Raw genomic sequence first — 16,732 nt, forward strand, 5'->3', positions numbered from 1 at the left:
GCGATCGCGCACGCCCGGCGTGGGTGTTTGTCACCGCACCCGCACCGGCCCCCTGACACCTGTCGGGGGCTGGGTGGATGCGACCCGTGACCGTCCTGTTGTAGAGGGCAGTCGGGAGCGCGACGAGGTGCGAACGACCGAGCGTACAAGCTCGGCCGTTCACGGCCGAGAAGGTGACTGCGCATGGTGAAGGGGCCGGCGCATTCGACCTGCTCCGCACGCCATGCCGCGAGAAAATCGTCCATAGACAAGGTGGCGAAGGGAAAGCCGTCGGGATCGTGGAACATGACCCGCTGGTCGTCGGCGTCGAGCACCACAACCCAGTGATCATTGCCGTTGGCGGCGCCGGCCGACCACGGCTGGTGCGTGAGCAAGCCGATATCAACCGGCCCCACAAGCACCGGTCCCTGTTCGCTGGCGTGCCGCAACCGGCTGATGGCCTCCTTGCCCTGACCACCGCTGGTACGCCGACACGTCAGGCCAAGCAGAGCGATGGCCTGATCGAGCCCGAGGTCAGGGTCCCAGCCGAGGGTTAAGCCGCGGCCGGCTTGGGCGACGCGCGGGCGGCGGCGACGAGTTGGTCGGGCAGGTCGAGGAGGAGACCGGTCCGCAGGAAGGTGGTCCGCGCACCGCGCAGACCACACGGTTCGTGGGCGGCATCGGCCGGCGATCACCCTAGAGCGAGCGGACTCCTGGGCTGTTGCCCCTTGAAGCGCTGACCCATGGCGATCTCATCGCTCACTACCGACCAGACGGTCTCGCCGTCCTGGAACGGGAGTGGGTCGATGCTGCTCGTCTCCTCACGGATGCGATCGACCTCGCCTTCCAGGCGCTCGAAGTCGGCTTCCTCCTCGTCCTCGTCGCTGCTGAAGGTGAACTCCTCGAGCAGGCGCTGGAGCCGGAGGGTGACCTGGACGAGGGAGGAGACGTCCGTGTGGAGTTCGACCACGGCCTCCTCGTCGGGGTCGAAGGCGTGCACCTTGCCGGATACGGGGTCGAGGGCGAGGTGTGCGTTGAGCAGCCAGCCGATAACGGGCCAGTCACCCGCGCCCTCCGCGGCGTCCTCGAAGTCCTCGATGTAGACGACGTCCTGGACGAGGGACAGCAGGCCGTCGTCCTCGTCGGGCTGACGCAGCAGGAGCGTCCCGGTGGGGACGCCGACGGTCTGCAGGAGGCGGGCGCCCTCGGTGTCCGCGGCGGCGGGCGGGAAGGCGGTGGCGGGCACGGTTGCGATCCGGTCCTTGCCGAAGATGTCGACGAGCTCCCTGCGGGTGACGTCGAAAAGCACTGCCGGAGCCTCGGCGGCGGCACGGGCGCCGTCGGACTCTCCGTGGATGGAAGTGGTCACAACAACATCGTTGCGGATCGAGGTGCTTCCGGCGACTCCGATTCCGCCTTGCCCGCTCACCACCTTTTGCGGAACGAACTATTTGTCCGAGGGCGAGGAGTTCCACTTTTCGACCGGCGAGCAGCATGACCCCCTGAACGACCAGTCGGTCCAGTGCGGTGCGCCGCTATCAGAAACGGCGTGCTCGGGCGTGATCAGCCGAATGTGGGCACGCAACGTCTCTTGGAACTCATCGCGGTTCTCCCGGCCGGCGTTCTCGACTATGGCCGCTAGAGCAGTGGCGAGGGCGCCCGACATGATCAACAAATTCGATGCTGCGACTTGGACTGCGGACGGGCCTTCCAGGTCAATCAGTGTCACCCCCCGACGCAACCGCCGATGCCGGTCGCGGTGGGCGGTCAAGGCGGCTTCACACTCGGTGCTCGAGAGACCGTCGACTCCCCGGAGTCCGTCAGCGATGCCCTGGGCCTGCTCAATGAGGCCCAGGTATGCGGCCCGTCGAGTCTGACGGGTTCCTTCGCGTCGCTGCGCTTCAGTAGTCGCATCGACCTGGATCCGAGCAGCGTGGGCGTTGCCCCTGCTGGTCAGCCAGCTCGCCAGCGAGCTGGCCGCGATCGCCGCCACACCTGTGAGGCCAGCGACGAACAGCGAGTTGTCAGGCATGCCCAGGAGTCTCTCCAAGAAGACCCCACGACGGCCACCGCTTACTGATCAGCATGAGTCTCTGCCTGACACCTGTCCCAGAGAAGCGTTCGCGGAAGCGTCATGCTTCCGGGACGACTTATTCGACTGCCTGACCGCGCACGGAGTCCGCTGGCGGGCGCCTGGTCCTCGCGGTCAACGTCAGTCACTGGCTCCGTTTCCGGACGCGCCGACCAGCGCGGACCGTCTGTTCTGCCACGTCTACGGCCGCAGCGGCCGTTCCTCGGACCAGTACGTGCCCGGCTGGCCTTACTTTTTCGTCGCAGCGCTCGAATCGGGCCGGACGCCGGATGCGCACGACCGGGGGATGCGCAAGCCGGTCCCGGTGCCGTAAATCTCACCGCCGCAAGGCGGGCGCCCTCCGAAGCGCGGCAAGGAGTTCCGCTTTGCCGAACCGGAGACCTGGGGCGATCCGGACGCGGCGACGGTGCAGGTCACCGACCGGTACGGAACAGCCCGCGTGATGGCCTGGGACCGCATCCACCCCCGGCTGACCACCCGGTCCGTGTGGATCGACAACACCGGTGCACTCCCCATCCATCAAGCCCGGGTCCGCCGGGGGTTCGGCACCTCCGCCCACACCCGCACTGTCCGGCCCGTGCACCCATTGCTCACCGAGTCGGGGACGTCGAACTGTGTCCCGTTCGGCGCCCGCAGCCGCAGCCCGCGCCCCCACCCGGCGTGGCCGGTGTCGACAGTGGCCCGGCGACCCTACGGAACAGTGCGCCACCTCGTACGGTCAGCGGCCGTGCCGGCTGCCTTTGACGCTCGCTCGCAGGAACTCCCGGTTCATCATGGAGATGGACTGCAGCGGGATCCCCTTGGGGCAGGCCACCGCGCACTCCCCGGTGTTGGTGCAGCCGCCGAAGCCCTCCTCGTCCATCGCGCCGACCATGTCCAGCACCCGCGACTCGCGCTCGGGCTGTCCCTGCGGCAGCACGTTCAGATGGACGACCTTGGCGGAGGTGAAGAGCATTGCCGAGCCGTTGGGGCAGGCCGCCACGCAGGCCCCACAGCCGATGCACTCGGCGTGCTCGAAGGCTGTGTCGGCGACCGGCTTGGGCACCGGAGTGGCGTGGGCGTCCGGGGCGCTGCCGGTCGGCGCGGAGACGTAGCCGCCGGAGCCGATGATCCGGTCGAAGGCCGAACGGTCCACGACCAGGTCCTTGACCACGGGGAAGGCAGCGGCGCGCCACGGCTCGACGTCGATCGTGTCACCGTCGGAGAAGTGCCGCATGTGCAGCTGGCAGGTGGTGGTGCGCTCGGGACCGTGCGCCTGGCCGTTGATGACCATGCCGCACGCGCCGCAGATGCCCTCGCGGCAGTCGTGGTCGAAGGCCACGGGCTCCTCACCGCGCAGGATCAGCTCCTCGTTAAGGGTGTCCAGCATCTCCAGGAAGGACATCTCGGGCGAGATGCCGTCGACTTCGTACGCGGTCATGGCGCCCGGCTCCTCGGGGCCGTGCTGGCGCCAGATCCGCAGGGTGAGCTTCATCGGAATCTCCTTGCGTATGATCCCTTGGCTTGAGACAGAGAGGTAAATACAGCCTTGGGGCGTGCGACACGGGGCACAGCCGCATCGCCGCTATTGCTCTATCGGGTCAGAATTGTGTGCTTCGGGGCGGGTGGTGTAGGTACCCGCCCCGATCGATATGGCTTCCCCCGTCTGCACCTGCCCCGGACCAAATCCGTCCACGGCTACATGACTTCGCGGAACGTAGCCATCAAGGTCACCTCCTTGTACGTGATGGCTGGTGCTGGTAGCGGCGGGTCTCAGCGCACAGCTGAAGACGACCCCCACCCACAGGCGGAAGAACCCGTTACGCGTAACTCCGCTGGGTGGGACGAACATATTCGAATATCAGCCGCTCTTTATGGAGAATGGGGGATTTGCCCTTGCCGGTGAATTCCCAAGCGCCCACGTAAGCGAACGCCTCGTCGTCGCGGGCCGCCTCGCCGTCGGGCGTCTGGCTCTCCTCGCGGAAGTGGCCGCCGCACGACTCGCCGCGGTGCAGCGCGTCCAGGCACATCAGCTCGGCGAGCTCCAGATAGTCGACGACGCGATTGGCCTTCTCCAGCGCCTGGTTGAGCTCCTCGCCGGTGCCCGGGACCTTGATCCGCCGCCAGAACTCCTCGCGGAGCGCCGGGATGCGGTCGAGCGCCTTGCGCAGCCCGGTGTCGGTACGGGCCATGCCGCACTCGTCCCAGAGCAGTTCACCGAGCTCGCGGTGGAAGGAGTCGGGGGTGCGGTCGCCGTCGTTGCCCAGCAGCCGCGTCAGGCGGTCCGTCACCTCCGAGACCGCCTCGGTGACTGCCGGGTGGCCGGGGTCGACCTCGCCGTGCGGATGCCGGGCCAGGTAATCGTTGATGGTGGAGGGGAGGACGAAGTAGCCGTCGGCCAGGCCCTGCATCAGCGCGGAGGCGCCGAGCCGGTTGGCGCCGTGGTCGGAGAAGTTGGCCTCGCCGATCGCGAACAGGCCGGGCACGGTGGTCTGCAGGTCGTAGTCGACCCACAGGCCGCCCATCGTGTAGTGGATGGCCGGGTAGATGCGCATGGGCACCCGGTACGGGTCCTCGGCGGTGATCCGCTCGTACATCTCGAAGAGGTTGCCGTACTTCTCGGACACCGCCTTGCGGCCCATCCGGGCGATCGCGTCGGCGAAGTCCAGATAGACGCCCTGGCCGCCCGGGCCCACCCCGCGCCCCTCGTCGCACACGTTCTTCGCGGCGCGGGAGGCGATGTCGCGGGGCACCAGGTTGCCGAAGGCCGGATAGATCCGCTCCAGGTAGTAGTCGCGCTCGTCCTCGGGTATCTCGGCCGGCGGACGGGTGTCGCCCTTGGCCTTGGGCACCCAGATGCGGCCGTCGTTGCGCAGCGACTCGCTCATCAGGGTCAGCTTGGACTGGTGGTCGCCGGAGCGCGGGATGCAGGTGGGGTGGATCTGGGTGAAGCAGGGGTTGGCGAAGTACGCGCCGCGCCGGTGCGCCCGCCAGATGGCCGTGGCGTTGCTGTTCTTGGCGTTCGTCGACAGGTAGAAGACGTTGCCGTAGCCGCCGGAGGCCAGGACGACGGCGTCGGCGAAGTAGGTGGAGATCTCGCCGCTGATCAGGTCGCGGGCCACGATGCCGCGGGCCCGGCCGTCGATGACGATCAGGTCGAGCATCTCGGTGCGGGGATGCATGTCGATGTTGTTTGCCGCGATCTGCCGCTCCAGCGCCTGGTACGCGCCGAGCAGCAGCTGCTGCCCGGTCTGGCCGCGGGCGTAGAAGGTGCGGGAGACCTGGACGCCGCCGAAGGAGCGGGTGTCCAGCAGGCCGCCGTACTCGCGGGCGAACGGAACGCCCTGGGCCACGCACTGGTCGATGATCTCCACCGAGACCTGGGCGAGGCGGTGAACGTTGGACTCGCGGGCGCGGAAGTCGCCGCCCTTGACGGTGTCGTAGAAGAGCCGGCGGATGGAGTCGCCGTCGTTGCGGTAGTTCTTGGCCGCGTTGATGCCGCCCTGGGCCGCGATCGAGTGGGCCCGCCGGGGCGAGTCCTGGTAGCAGAACTGCACCACGTGGTAGCCCTGCTCGGCCAGCGTCGCCCCGGCCGCGCCGCCCGCCAGGCCCGTGCCGACCACGATGACGGTGTACTTGCGGCGGTTGGCGGGGTTGACCAGCTTCGCCTCGAAGCGGCGGCGGTCCCAGCGCTCCTCGATGGGGCCGTCCGGGGCCTTGGCGTCGGTGATCGGCTCGCCGGTCGTGTACTCCGTATAGGTGCTCATGTCAGCTCAGCTCACTACTCCGGTCATGACGCCGATGGGCACGGCGACGAACCCGCCGGCCAGGACGACCGCCACGGCCGTCGAGGCGATCTTGAGGGCGCGGTCGCGGTGCGGGCGGCCGGCGCCCAGGGTCTGGGCGGCGCTCCACAGGCCGTGCCGGATGTGCGCGCCGAGGGCCAGCATCGCCACGATGTAGATGGTGTTGCCGTACCAGGTCGAGAAGGTCGCCACCACGTTCTGGTACGGATGGCCGGGCTCGGCGCGCTCGTTCACGGTGAGCGTGGTCAGGTCCAGGATGTGCCAGACGATGAACAGGCCGAGGATCACCCCGCCCCAGCGCATGGTCCGCGTGGCGTAGCTCGCCTTCTTCCTGCGGCGCGCGTACTTCTGCGGCCGCGCGGCCAGATCGCGGCGGCTGAGCTGGTACGCGGCCACGCCGTGCAGCACCACCGAGGCCACCAGCGCCACCCGGATCAGCCACAGGGCCCACTCGTAGTGCAGCGCGGGCTCGCCGAGGGTGCGCAGCCAGTGCGCGTAGTGGTTGAACTCGCCGGGGCCGAAGAAGATCTTCAGATTGCCGAACATATGGGCCGCCAGATAGGCCAGCATGATCAGCCCGGTGACGGCCATCACCGCTTTCTTGCCGACGGTCGAGCGCCACACGGAGCCGATGAGGGACAGGCTCCGCGCGGGCTTCCGTGGCGGTTCCGGCCGCTGTCGCGGCCCCTTCTGGGCGGCCCGCTCAGGGTCCGTCCGCGTCGCCAGTGCCATGTGACAAGACGCTAAGGAACGCTTTGTGATTCGTCCAAGACATGGTATGGCTCGATTCCATAGCCAGTAGCTATCATGCCTGAGTGAGACTGCAGCAGCTGCGCTATTTCGCCACCGTGGCCGATACTCGCCATTTCACGCGCGCGGCGGAGATCCTGCATGTCGCCCAGCCGTCGCTGTCCCAGCAGATCCGCACCCTGGAGCGGGAGCTGGGCGCCGATCTGTTCCACCGCGCCCGCGGCAACATCGCCCTCACCGACGCGGGCGAGGCCCTGCTCCCGCTGGCCCGGCAGATCCTCGCCGACACCGAGACCGCGCGCCGCGAGGTGCAGGAGGTCGCCCAGCTGCGGCGCGGCCGGGTCCGGCTCGGCGCCCCGCCGAGCCTGTGCGCCAGCCTCGTCCCCGATGTGCTGCGCCGCTTCCACGACGAGTTCCCGGGCATCGAGCTGATCGTGGACGAGGGCGGCTCGCAGGACCTGGTGCGCACCCTGGCCGCGGGCGAGCTGGACCTCGCGCTGATCATCACCCCGCTGGCCGGACAGGCCCCGGCGCTGGCCACCACCGAGCTGCTGCGCGAAGAGCTGGTCGTGGCCTCCTCGCCCGCGTCCCCGCCGCCCGTCAGGCGCCGCCACATCCGTGTCGAAGATCTGCGGGACCAGCCGCTCGTGATGTTCCGGCGCGGCTATGACCTGCGGGAGTTCACCACCTCGGCCTGCCGGGCGGCCGGCTTCGAGCCCTCGTTCTCCGTCGAGGGCGGGGAGATGGACGCGGTGCTCGGCTTCGTACGGGCCGGGCTGGGGATCGCCGTGATCCCGGGAATGGTGGCCGCGCGGTCGGGGCTGCGGGCCACGCCCTTCGCGGGCCGCGGCATGCGGCGCACCATCTCGGTCGCGCACCGCAAGGACGTCGCGCCGCCGCGGGCGGCGCGGGAGCTGAGCCGGGTGCTGCTGGAGCATCTGCGCTCGGCGAGGGCGGGGGAGGAGCTGACCCCGGGCACCAGGTTGCTGCCGATCGCTCCCGGCTGATCGACGGGGCGCTCGGTGTCCCGACTGATCGACCCGGTGTTCAGCCCCACAGGGCCCGGGCCAGCGCCGCACCGGCGAAGGCGGCGCCGAGTCCGGTTGCCACACTCACCACGACGTTCACGATCGCGAAGAGCCGGGCGCCTTCCTCGGCCAGTCGCAGCGTCTCGTACGAGAACGTCGAGTACGTGGTCAGCGCCCCGCACAGCCCGGTGCCCAGCAGCAGCTGCAGCTGCGAGGAGGCGGCTCCCGCGGTGGTGGCTCCGGTGAGCAGGCCCAGCACCAGACAGCCCGCGACATTGACCGTGAAGGTGCCCCAGGGGAACACCGAATCGTGCCTGGCCTGCACCGCGCGGTCGGTCAGATAGCGCAGTGGCGCGCCCACCATGCCGCCGGCCACCACCAACAGCCAGTTCATCGAGCCTCCTCGCCGCTGTCCTCGCCCCGGCCCGGCAACCGGATCACCTCGACCGGGTCGAGCACGACCAGTCCCTCGCCGACGATCTCCTCCAGCCCGGGCAGGAAGGCCCGCACCCGCTCCTCCGTATCCACGATCACAATCGCGACGGGCAGATCCTCGCTCAGCGACAGCAGCCGCGAGGTATGGACGACCGACGACGAGCCGAACCCCTCGATCCCGCGGAAGACGCTCGCGCCCGCCAGCCCCGCGCGGTGGGCGCGGTGCACGATCTCCGCGAACAGGGGCCTGTGGTGCCAGGTGTCGCTCTCGCTGACGAAGACGGTCAGCCGCAGGCCGCTCATCGCCCGTTCCCGCCGTCCGCGCCGCGCGCCCCGAACACCCCGACGGTGCGCCGTGTCGCCGCCACCGCGGCCCACACGGCCGCCAGCGCCGCCAGCGGGGTGGCCGCCAGACAGACCGCCCCGGTGACCGGGTGACCCCCGTCGACCAGGCGCTCGATGTCCACGGCGTAGGTCGAGAAGGTGGTGAACCCGCCCAGCACCCCCGTCCCGAAGAACGGCCGCACCAGCCGGTGGGCCGCCCACACCTCGGTGATCAGCACCAGGAACACGCCGATGAGCGCACAGCCGACGGCGTTGACCACGAACGTGGTCCACGGGAACGCGCCCGCCGGGGTCGGCCACAGCAGCGCCATCCCGTAGCGCGCGGCCGCCCCGGCAGCTCCGCCGACCGCCACTACGCAGACCACCGGGCCCTGCCCGCGCCAGGAGCCGCGGCGCACGGGCGGGGTGGCGCCGGGGCCGGTGACCTGCTCCGCCAGCGGAGACCGTGAGCTGCCCATGGGCCTCAGATTACGGGGTGCCCCTCGGACCACGGGGCGCCACCACGGGGCGCCACCACGGGGCGCCACCGCGGGGTGCCCACCACGGGGTGCCCACCACGGCGTTCCGGACCCGCTGACGCGCCTGGAACGCGCGCCTCCGCATCCCCGTGCCGCCGCGGCAGTACGGTGCCCCGGTGGCGCAGGATGAAACAGGCATCCCGGACATTCCAGAGGGGATGCGGGCATGGGTGGTACGGGCCCCGGGCCGGCTCGACCGGGTGGAGCTGCCGGTGCCGCGCCCCGCCGCGGACGAGCTGCTGGTACGGATCCGGGCCTGCGGAGTGTGCCGCACCGATCTGCACGTACGCGACGGCGACCTGCCGCCGCACAGGACCCCCGTCGTCCCCGGCCACGAGGCGGTCGGGGAGGTGGTCGCGGCGGGCCCGGCGGCCGAGGGGCCCCCGGCCGGGACCCGGGTGGGGATCCCCTGGCTGCGCCGGACCTGCGGCCGCTGCCGCTACTGCCTGAGGGGCCGGGAGAACCTGTGCCCGTCGTCGGAGTACACCGGTTGGGACGCGGACGGCGGCTACGCCGAGTACGCCACGGTCCCCGCCGCCTACGCGTACGAACTGCCCGGCGGCTACGCCGACGAGGAACTCGCCCCGCTGCTGTGCGCCGGAATCATCGGCTATCGGGCGCTGCGCCGCGCCGAGCTGCCGCCGGGCGGCCGGCTCGGGATCTACGGCTTCGGAGGGTCGGCGCACCTCACGGCCCAGGTCGCGATCGGCCGCGGCGCGGTGGTCCATGTCCTGACCCGCTCGGCGGCGGCGCGCGCGCTCGCGCTGGAGCTCGGCGCGGCCTCCGCGGGCGACGCGTACGACCGGCCGCCCGAGCCGCTGGACGCGGCGATCCTTTTCGCGCCGGTCGGGGATCTGGTGCCGGTGGCCCTGGAGGCGCTGGACGGCGGCGGCACCCTGAGCGTCGCCGGGATCTATCTCTCGGACACCCCGCCCCTGGACTACGAGCGGCATCTCTTCCGCGAGCGCACCCTGCGCAGCGTCACGGCGAACACCCGGGAGGACGGCCGGGAGTTCCTGAACGCGGCGGCGGCCCACCGGCTCCGGGTCGCCGTGACGCCGTATCCGTTCGAGCAGGCGGACGCCGCGCTGGACGACCTGGCGGCCGACCGGGTGCACGGGGTCGCGGTGCTGACGATGGAGGGCTCCTATGGACCTCAATAGGCACGTCATCGAAGAATTCCGGGCCAACAACGGAAAAGTGGGCGGTAGGTTCGAAGGGGCCCGTCTGATCCTGCTGACCACGGTCGGCGTCAGGACCGGCAAGCCCCATACGACCCCCGCCGTGTATCTGCGCGACGGGAACCGCTATCTGGTCTTCGGCCCCGACGGCCCCAAGTACCCGCACTGGTACCACAACCTGCTGGCCGATCCGCACCTCACCGTGGAACTCGGCACCGAGGAGGGGGCCGTCAAGCCGTTCGCGGCGCGGGCGGTGGTGCTGGACGGCGAGGAGCGCGATCGCTCCTGGGAGCTGCGGTGCTCACGCGACCCGGCCTTCCGCGCCTACGCGGAGCGGACCGAGCGGACGACACCGGTCGTCGCCCTCCACCTCCTGGACCTCGGCGCGCACAACCCGGAGCGCAACCGGATGATCGGCCGGCAGCTGGTCAGCCACCACAACGATCTGCGCGCCGAGCTCCACCGCATCCGCGCGGAGATCGACCGGGTACTGGCGGGGGAGGAGGGCAAGCCGGCGCCGGAGTCCTCAAAGGCCGGCGCCGACGGCCGCTCAGGGACCGACCTGGCGGGGCAGCTGCGCCGCCATTGCCTGACCTTCTGCTACGCGCTGCAGACCCACCACATCAGGGAGGACGGCTCGTTCACCGCCTTCGGGCAGCAGTTCCCGCATCTGGCCCCGGCCATCACGCGGCTGCGCCAGGAGCACGAGGTGGTGGAGCGGGCCCTGGAGGAGTTCGAGACCCTGCTCACCGGGGAACTGCCCGGTGACCCCGTCGGCGTGGCCGAGCTCCGCGCCGAGCTGGACCGGCTGGTCTCGGGCCTGGAGGAGCACTTCGCCTATGAGGAGCAGCACCTGCTGCCCGCCCTGGAGGTGTCCCTCCCGTCGTGACGACCCTGCCGTGCGTGGCGGCGCGCGCCTCGGGATAGCTTTGCCGGGAAGGCGACGGCGCGAGCCATGAGGGGGTCGAGAGACATGTCGGCGGAGCGTGAGCCGCGGTCCGGTCCGGAGTCCGCCCTGAGCTCGGACCAGGCGATCCGGGCCATGCTGCTGCTGATGCCGCGCGTCGCCGCCCGGCTCAAGCGCACCAGGATCCCGGAGCCGCTGCGCTCCTTCAACCTGGCCCCCAGGCATCTGTCGCTGCTGTCCTACCTGCTGTTCGACGGCCCGATGCCGGTCAACGAGCTGGCCGCCCGGCTGGAGGTCGCCCCCACGACGGTCAGCCTGATGGTCAGCGACCTCAACCGGCAGGGGGTCCTGGAGCGCCGCACCGACCCCGACGACCGCAGGCGCACCATCGTCGCCATCACGGAGGACGAGGAGACCCGCTCGGCCATCGACACCTGGCTCGCCCACGGCGCGAACGCCTGGCGCGCGGCCTTCGACTCGCTCACCCCCGAGCAGCGCGCCATGTTCGTCCGGACGATCGAGACGTACGAGCGCGAGGTCTCCGGCCCGGCCGACTGAGCGCATGCGAGGCGGGGTGTCCGGAGATCAGCCCGCCGATAGGTTCTGCTCGCACCAGATGGTCTTTCCGACGGTGGCATGCCGGGTACCCCAGTTCTGGCTGAGCTGGGAGACCAGGAGCAGGCCCCGGCCGCCCTCGTCGTAGACCCGGGCCCGGCGCAGATGCGGCGCGGTGCTGCTGGCGTCGGAAACCTCGCATATCAGCGTGGTGTCGCGGATCAGCCGCAACTGGATCGGGGAGTCGCCGTAGCGGATAGCGTTGGTGACCAGCTCGCTGACCAGGAGCTCGGTGGCGAACGTCGCATATTCCAGTCCCCATGTGTCGAGCTGTTCGACGGCCACCTTCCGGGCGCGTTCGACAGAGGACGGGTCAGCGGGGATGTCCCAGCTGGCGACCCGGTCGGAGGAGAGGGCATGGGTGCGGGCGAGGAGCAGGGCGACGTCGTCGGCGGGGCGATCGGTCACCAACCTGTTGATGACCATGTCGCAGGCGGCGTCCAGCGATGGTGTCCGCACCGCCAGCGCGTCGCGCAACGAGTCCAGGCCCTCGTCGAAGTCGCGATCACGGGACTTGACGAGGCCGTCGGAGTGGAGGGCGAGCACGCTGCCCACGGGCAGGGCCAGCTCTACGGTCTCGAAGGGCAGGCCACCCAGCCCGAGGGGTGGACCTATGAACCCGGAGACATTTTCCACAGTCCCGTCGGGAGTGCTGAGGGTGGGCAGCGGATGGCCGGCCGAGGCCAGCGCGCAGCGCCGGGAGACCGGATCGTAGATCGCATACAGGCAGGTCGCTCCAAGCTCGCCGGACGCCGCGACATCGCCTTCCGCGGTGCCGAGCTCCTCATGACCGGTGAGGCGGATGACCACGTCGTCGAGATGGGTGAGGAGCTCGTCGGGCGGCAGGTCGACGTCGGCCAGGGTACGTACGGCGGTGCGCAGCCGTCCCATGGTGGCGGACGCGTTGACGCCATGGCCGACGACATCTCCGACGACGAGGGCGACCCGGCTGCCGGAGAGCGGGATCACGTCGAACCAGTCACCACCCACGCCGACCTGCGAGTCTGCCGGCAGATAGCGGAAGGCCACCTCCACTGCCGTCTGTCTGGGCAGCTGCTGCGGCAGCAGACTCCGCTGCAGAGCGAGCGCGGTGGTCCGCTCACGGGTGTAGCGACGCGCGTTGTCGGTGGCCACGGCGGACTTGGCGGCCATCTCCTCGGCGTCGGGCAGGTCCCTCTTCTCGAAAGCTCCGGATTTCCCCGCACGCCAGAAGCTGACGATCCCCAGCGGCACGCCCCGTGCCCAAAGCGGAGCCGTGATCAGAGAGTGGATGCCGTAGCTCAGCACCGGCCCGGCGTGATCCGGGACCAGAGACCGCCATGCGACGGAGGCTCGTAGGTCGCGCTCGATCCTCGCCTGTCCACTGCGGAGGAGGCTGCGGGCCTGCGGAGCGAATACGGTGGATGTGATCACCGTGCCCTTCGGGTGGAACGGGTGGTTCTCCTGGATGCCCGCGACGGCCACCCGGCGCATGTCCGCCCCGTCGACCGTCGGCTCCTCTCCGCGCAGGACGGGCTCCGCCAGGTCCACGGTGACGAAATCCGCGAACCGGGGCACCGCTACCCCCGCCAGCTCCTGCGCGGTCCGCTCCACATCGAGGCTGGCACCCAGGGTCATGCTCGCGTCATGCAGCAGCTCCAGGCGGCCATGAGCCGCCTGAGCCAGCTCCCGTTGGCGGCGGCCGCGGATGGCCAGTTCCGAGACAGCGGCACCGATGACGAGCAGGAGGAGGATCGTCCAGCGGTCCTCGGCGCTTGTCATGGAGAGTGTGAACCATGGGCTTATCAGGAAGAAGTCGAACCAGACGGTGGCCGAGACCGCCGCGACCAGGCCTGCGATGCGGTCCCCCTGGGCGGCCACAGCCACCACCACCAGGACCATGACGAGAGCCGCGTCGTTGCTGGGGAAGGTGGTCCGGAACGGCACCAGCGCCAGAGCAACAAGCAAAGGTGCCACCAGGGCGGACACGACTGCCCGGCTTTTTTCCAGCACGCGCATAGGGCGCTCTACGTTCACTGAGACCGACTCCTAGGTAGTGAACTCGCGACCCGCTGGACACATACGCCCGCGTCTGACACCGGACGAGGTGCCATTTCCAAACCTGGGGACGAGCCCAGCCCTTGCCGGACCGTCCCTCACCTGTTCAGTACCCACTATCGTCCGGATATCGGCGTCACCGGAACATGGGCAGGCAGATGCAGCCGAAAGCGGACCCACGACCGTTTGGGTCGGCGGAAGCGCCGCACCACCCGCGGGGTGCTTTGGCTCAAGCGCTCTTGGACCACAAAGACGCCTTGATTCCTCGGCGCTGGACCACGAGCACGGCCGCGTCGTCGGTGAGCACTCCGCCGACATGCTTGCTCAGGTCCTCGTGCAGCCGCTCCAGCAGTTCGCCTGTGGGCAGCTCCGCCCACGCGCCCAGTCGCTCGGCCAGCGGGTAGTACTCAGCCTGCGGGCTTCGCGCCTCGATGATCCCGTCCGTGCACAGCAGCACCCGGCCGCCGCTGGGGACCTTGAGGTCCTGCCATCGCCGAGGCGTGGGCGCGAGGTCGGCCAGCCCCAGCGGCAGGCCGGGCTCCTCGAAGCGGGCCTCCGTGGCGCGGCCATCGGCGAGTATGAACGGGGGGACGTGCCCGCAGTCGATCACACGCATGTCCCGACCCAGTGTCTCCGCTACCAGAGCGGTGACGAATTCCTCTTCCGGCTCACGGGCAGACACGTTCTCCCACCGCAGCAGCCCCTCTTCCATGCGCTCCACGACGGTCCGCAGGTCTGGCTCCCGGAAGGCGCTCTCGCGGAATGCGGTCAGCACCGCCGCGCTCGCGCCGATCGCCGGGAGGCCCTTGCCCCGGACGTCTCCGATCACCATCCGCGTACCGTAGGGAGTCCACAGCACCTCGTAGATGTCCCCGCCGACCGTCGCCTCGCGCTCGGCCGCCTCGTAGAAGCCGTCCGCCGTGACATCGCCGGTCAGCAGTGGCAACGACCGCAGCAGCAACCGCTGGGCCGCCCCTGCCGTCAGTCTCAGACGCTTGATGCGCTCCTCGCGTCCCAGGCGCATCCGGCAGACCATGAGGCTCACCCCGCACACGGCCAGCGCGGAGGTACAGATGACGACTCGGTTGCCAGTACTGATGCCCGGGGTCAACAGGCTGTAGTTAAGGCAGGTAAGCACCAGGTACAGCCCGCACACGGCAGCGTCCATGCGGAGGCTGAGCAGCGCCGCGGCGGCCAGCGGGGCGAGCACCGCGAAAGGCGCCAGGCGCACCGCAGCATCGGCTGTGACCGCGTCCAGTGTGCCGATCAGGGCGGCATAGGCCACAAGCGCGGCGAACACGCCCCTGTCTCTGCCAAGCCTGGCCTGCACGGTGCACTCCTTACTTTCACCGCCAGCTTCTCCAGGCTCGCACGCTGCCCTGGAAAGCGTCACTCAGACGATCGCCCGAACGGCCGGAGCCCATGGAGCACAGCCGGACCTGTGCTCTCTCCCGAGGGTGCGGGTCCGGCTTCTCTGTTTCTGGGCCGTACCGGCGCTGAGCTGGGAAGATACCTCGTCTTCTACGTGCGTAGAGGAGGAGGTGGAAAGCGCCCCCGGCAGGGCACCACACAGAAGGATGACCCCACTTACCTGCAGAATCTGTCCGGCAGGCTGGTGATCAAGGGCAGCTTCGAACCCGTCGCGCGGGGCGGAGCGGGCCGATGAATGGCGAGGGGCCGGCACATGCCAGTGGCGGGGCGGGGGCTGCTTTCGAGCGGGTGGTCACGCTTCGGGCGGTGACGGGGATCATGGCGGCGGTGGTGGGGCTGACGTTCTTGTTCGGCTTTGGCAATGTGTGGACTCTGGCGTTGCGGTTGGGCGTGCCGCCGTGGGTGGCGCCCCTGGTAGCCCCGGCGGTGGATCTTTCTGTGCTGGGGTTGCTGCTGGGTACGCGGTATCTGGCTCTGCAAGGCGCGAGTCGGGAGCAGCTCCGACCGGCGCGCCGGTTGTTGGTCTTCTCCAGCCTGATGAGCTTGGCACTGAACCTGACGGACCCGCTGCTGGCCGGTCAGAACGGCAAAGCCGCTTTCGACGCGGTTGGGCCGTTGCTGCTGATCGGTTGGGCAGAGGTGGGGCCAGGTCTTCTCCAGGCCATCAGTGGTGCCGGGGGTGAGCCGTCACATGAGGCGGAGGTCCAGGAGAGCCCCGTGGTACACGCTGCGCAGATAACTGATCGGGAGAGGGGTAACGTCGAACAACCGTACGCCTTAGACGAAGATGATCAGCAAAGTCGGCTCAGGCCTGGCGGGGACGATCTTCTTGAGCGTGCGCTGGCGGAAGATGCGTGGCATTGGGAGACGTATCAACGGCCGATCTCGGCTGAGACGCTACGGAAGAGGCTGCGCGTCGGGGCGGCCAGGTCCCGGATGCTGGTGGCCACCGTGCGTTCGACGAGGACCGATTATCTGGCGGTCGAGTCGTCATCTGTCGGGGCCGGCCCTTCGATCGCTCAGTCTTGCCGTCAGGCCGATGGTGCAGGCGAGGAAGGCCTGGCAGATGAGTGAGTCTTCCGCACGGTGCTGTGCGAGGAGATCTTTCTTGATGCCCCACGTGGTGACGCGACCATCTTCGAAGGCATTGAGCGGAGATGGATTCGCGTCGTTCGGCGCCATGGCAGGGTAGGGACTCACGGGATGTCACTCGCGTCGGTGCTGTGTTGCGCGAGGGCCGCGCGGTCGGCGGTGCCGCGTTACAGCAACGATGTACACCACCCCCGCCTGATGACCGTGCCCTTGTAGGGCTGTGCCGCAACCTGTATGACCTCCAACGGCCGATTTTTGTAGAGCTACGGAGCTGGGCGCATGACAGAGCGAACTGTCTACCTTGACTCTGATCCACGCGACTGGCGCTCCCGGAAGATCAGTGTCCGGTTCCACCGCTGGTACGCCACGGTCGCCCTCGACCGCGATGGGTACGTCGGCGCCGCGACTTCGCTGGGCCACGACCCCGAGCTGCCCACGGCCTACGGAGAAGCCGTAGACAGGGTGCGCGATGCGTCTATCGACCGCATCTGGTACGACGGTTATCCGGGCGACTTCTCTTGGGGGAGCGGCCCGCGC

General features: G+C 69.6%; 15 protein-coding genes and 2 pseudogenes. 7 read left to right on the forward strand and 10 right to left on the reverse strand.

The window, feature by feature from the left end:
• Positions 1-173: 173 nt before the first annotated feature.
• Positions 174-536 (forward strand): hypothetical protein, encoded by a 363-nt coding sequence (locus PV419_RS00005; RefSeq protein WP_319685510.1) that lies wholly within the window; start codon positions 174-176, stop codon positions 534-536.
• Between the two features lie 139 nt (positions 537-675).
• On the opposite strand, the pseudogene PV419_RS00010 reads toward PV419_RS00005, so the two are convergent.
• A pseudogene (locus PV419_RS00010) lies at positions 676-1,288 on the reverse strand (SUKH-4 family immunity protein).
• A 138-nt stretch (positions 1,289-1,426) separates the two neighbouring features.
• Positions 1,427-2,011, reverse strand: a complete 585-nt coding sequence (locus PV419_RS00015; protein WP_319685511.1) for a hypothetical protein — start codon at positions 2,009-2,011, stop codon at positions 1,427-1,429.
• Between the two features lie 134 nt (positions 2,012-2,145).
• Here PV419_RS00015 and PV419_RS00020 point away from each other — a divergent pair.
• Positions 2,146-2,609 (forward strand): annotated as a pseudogene (locus PV419_RS00020) (transposase); the annotation flags it as partial.
• 180 nt (positions 2,610-2,789) lie between these two features.
• Here PV419_RS00020 and PV419_RS00025 read toward each other — a convergent pair.
• The 3 genes from PV419_RS00025 to PV419_RS00035 form a co-directional block, all read right to left on the reverse strand.
• Entirely contained in the window at positions 2,790-3,545 is a 756-nt protein-coding gene (locus PV419_RS00025; RefSeq protein ID WP_319685512.1) for a succinate dehydrogenase/fumarate reductase iron-sulfur subunit, read from the reverse strand.
• A gap of 325 nt (positions 3,546-3,870) precedes the next feature.
• Positions 3,871-5,817: a fumarate reductase/succinate dehydrogenase flavoprotein subunit gene (locus PV419_RS00030; RefSeq protein ID WP_319685513.1), complete on the reverse strand. Its 1,947-nt coding sequence runs from the start codon at positions 5,815-5,817 to the stop codon at positions 3,871-3,873.
• A gap of 6 nt (positions 5,818-5,823) precedes the next feature.
• On the reverse strand, positions 5,824-6,588 hold the full coding sequence (locus PV419_RS00035) for a succinate dehydrogenase (protein WP_319685514.1): 765 nt from the start codon (positions 6,586-6,588) through the stop codon (positions 5,824-5,826).
• Positions 6,589-6,671: 83 nt separating this feature from the next.
• Between PV419_RS00035 and PV419_RS00040 the strand changes: the two genes are divergently transcribed.
• The gene (locus tag PV419_RS00040; RefSeq protein ID WP_319685515.1) at positions 6,672-7,613 is read left to right on the forward strand and encodes a LysR family transcriptional regulator; all 942 of its coding nucleotides are present in this window, start codon (positions 6,672-6,674) and stop codon (positions 7,611-7,613) included.
• Between the two features lie 40 nt (positions 7,614-7,653).
• Here PV419_RS00040 and crcB read toward each other — a convergent pair whose 3' ends face one another.
• The 3 genes from crcB to PV419_RS00055 are packed head-to-tail and all read right to left on the reverse strand — an operon-like array spanning position 7,654 to position 8,872.
• On the reverse strand, positions 7,654-8,028 hold the full coding sequence (crcB, locus tag PV419_RS00045) for a fluoride efflux transporter CrcB (RefSeq protein WP_319685516.1): 375 nt from the start codon (positions 8,026-8,028) through the stop codon (positions 7,654-7,656).
• Positions 8,025-8,372 (reverse strand): DUF190 domain-containing protein, encoded by a 348-nt coding sequence (locus PV419_RS00050; RefSeq protein ID WP_319685517.1) that lies wholly within the window; start codon positions 8,370-8,372, stop codon positions 8,025-8,027. The genes crcB and PV419_RS00050 overlap by 4 nt, the downstream gene beginning before the upstream one ends.
• Complete coding sequence (locus PV419_RS00055; protein WP_319685518.1) at positions 8,369-8,872, reverse strand: CrcB family protein; 504 nt, start codon at positions 8,870-8,872, stop codon at positions 8,369-8,371. Before PV419_RS00055 ends, PV419_RS00050 begins: the two co-directional genes overlap by 4 nt.
• A 218-nt stretch (positions 8,873-9,090) precedes the next feature.
• Between PV419_RS00055 and PV419_RS00060 the strand changes: the two genes are divergently transcribed.
• The 3 genes from PV419_RS00060 (at position 9,091) to PV419_RS00070 (ending at position 11,578) form a co-directional block, all read left to right on the forward strand.
• Positions 9,091-10,095 (forward strand): zinc-binding alcohol dehydrogenase family protein, encoded by a 1,005-nt coding sequence (locus PV419_RS00060; protein WP_319686173.1) that lies wholly within the window; start codon positions 9,091-9,093, stop codon positions 10,093-10,095.
• A complete protein-coding gene (locus PV419_RS00065) occupies positions 10,082-11,002 on the forward strand; it encodes a nitroreductase/quinone reductase family protein (protein WP_319685519.1) in 921 nt (306 codons plus the stop codon). Before PV419_RS00060 ends, PV419_RS00065 begins: the two co-directional genes overlap by 14 nt.
• An 84-nt stretch (positions 11,003-11,086) precedes the next feature.
• On the forward strand, positions 11,087-11,578 hold the full coding sequence (locus PV419_RS00070; protein ID WP_319685520.1) for a MarR family winged helix-turn-helix transcriptional regulator: 492 nt from the start codon (positions 11,087-11,089) through the stop codon (positions 11,576-11,578).
• A 27-nt stretch (positions 11,579-11,605) separates the two neighbouring features.
• Here PV419_RS00070 and PV419_RS00075 read toward each other — a convergent pair whose 3' ends face one another.
• The gene (locus tag PV419_RS00075) at positions 11,606-13,633 is read right to left on the reverse strand and encodes a SpoIIE family protein phosphatase (protein WP_319686174.1); all 2,028 of its coding nucleotides are present in this window, start codon (positions 13,631-13,633) and stop codon (positions 11,606-11,608) included.
• Positions 13,634-13,901: 268 nt separating this feature from the next.
• A complete protein-coding gene (locus PV419_RS00080; RefSeq protein WP_319685521.1) occupies positions 13,902-15,002 on the reverse strand; it encodes a PP2C family protein-serine/threonine phosphatase in 1,101 nt (366 codons plus the stop codon).
• Positions 15,003-15,334: 332 nt separating this feature from the next.
• On the opposite strand from PV419_RS00080, the gene PV419_RS00085 reads away from it, so the two are divergent.
• Positions 15,335-16,177 carry a SpdA protein gene (locus PV419_RS00085; RefSeq protein WP_319685522.1) on the forward strand — a complete coding sequence of 281 codons (843 nt, stop codon included), beginning with the start codon at positions 15,335-15,337 and terminating at the stop codon, positions 16,175-16,177.
• Positions 16,178-16,732 lie beyond the last annotated feature (555 nt).

Source organism: Streptomyces sp. ME19-01-6 (assembly GCF_033793745.1).
In the GTDB taxonomy this organism is placed as follows: Bacteria; Actinomycetota; Actinomycetes; order Streptomycetales; family Streptomycetaceae; genus Streptomyces.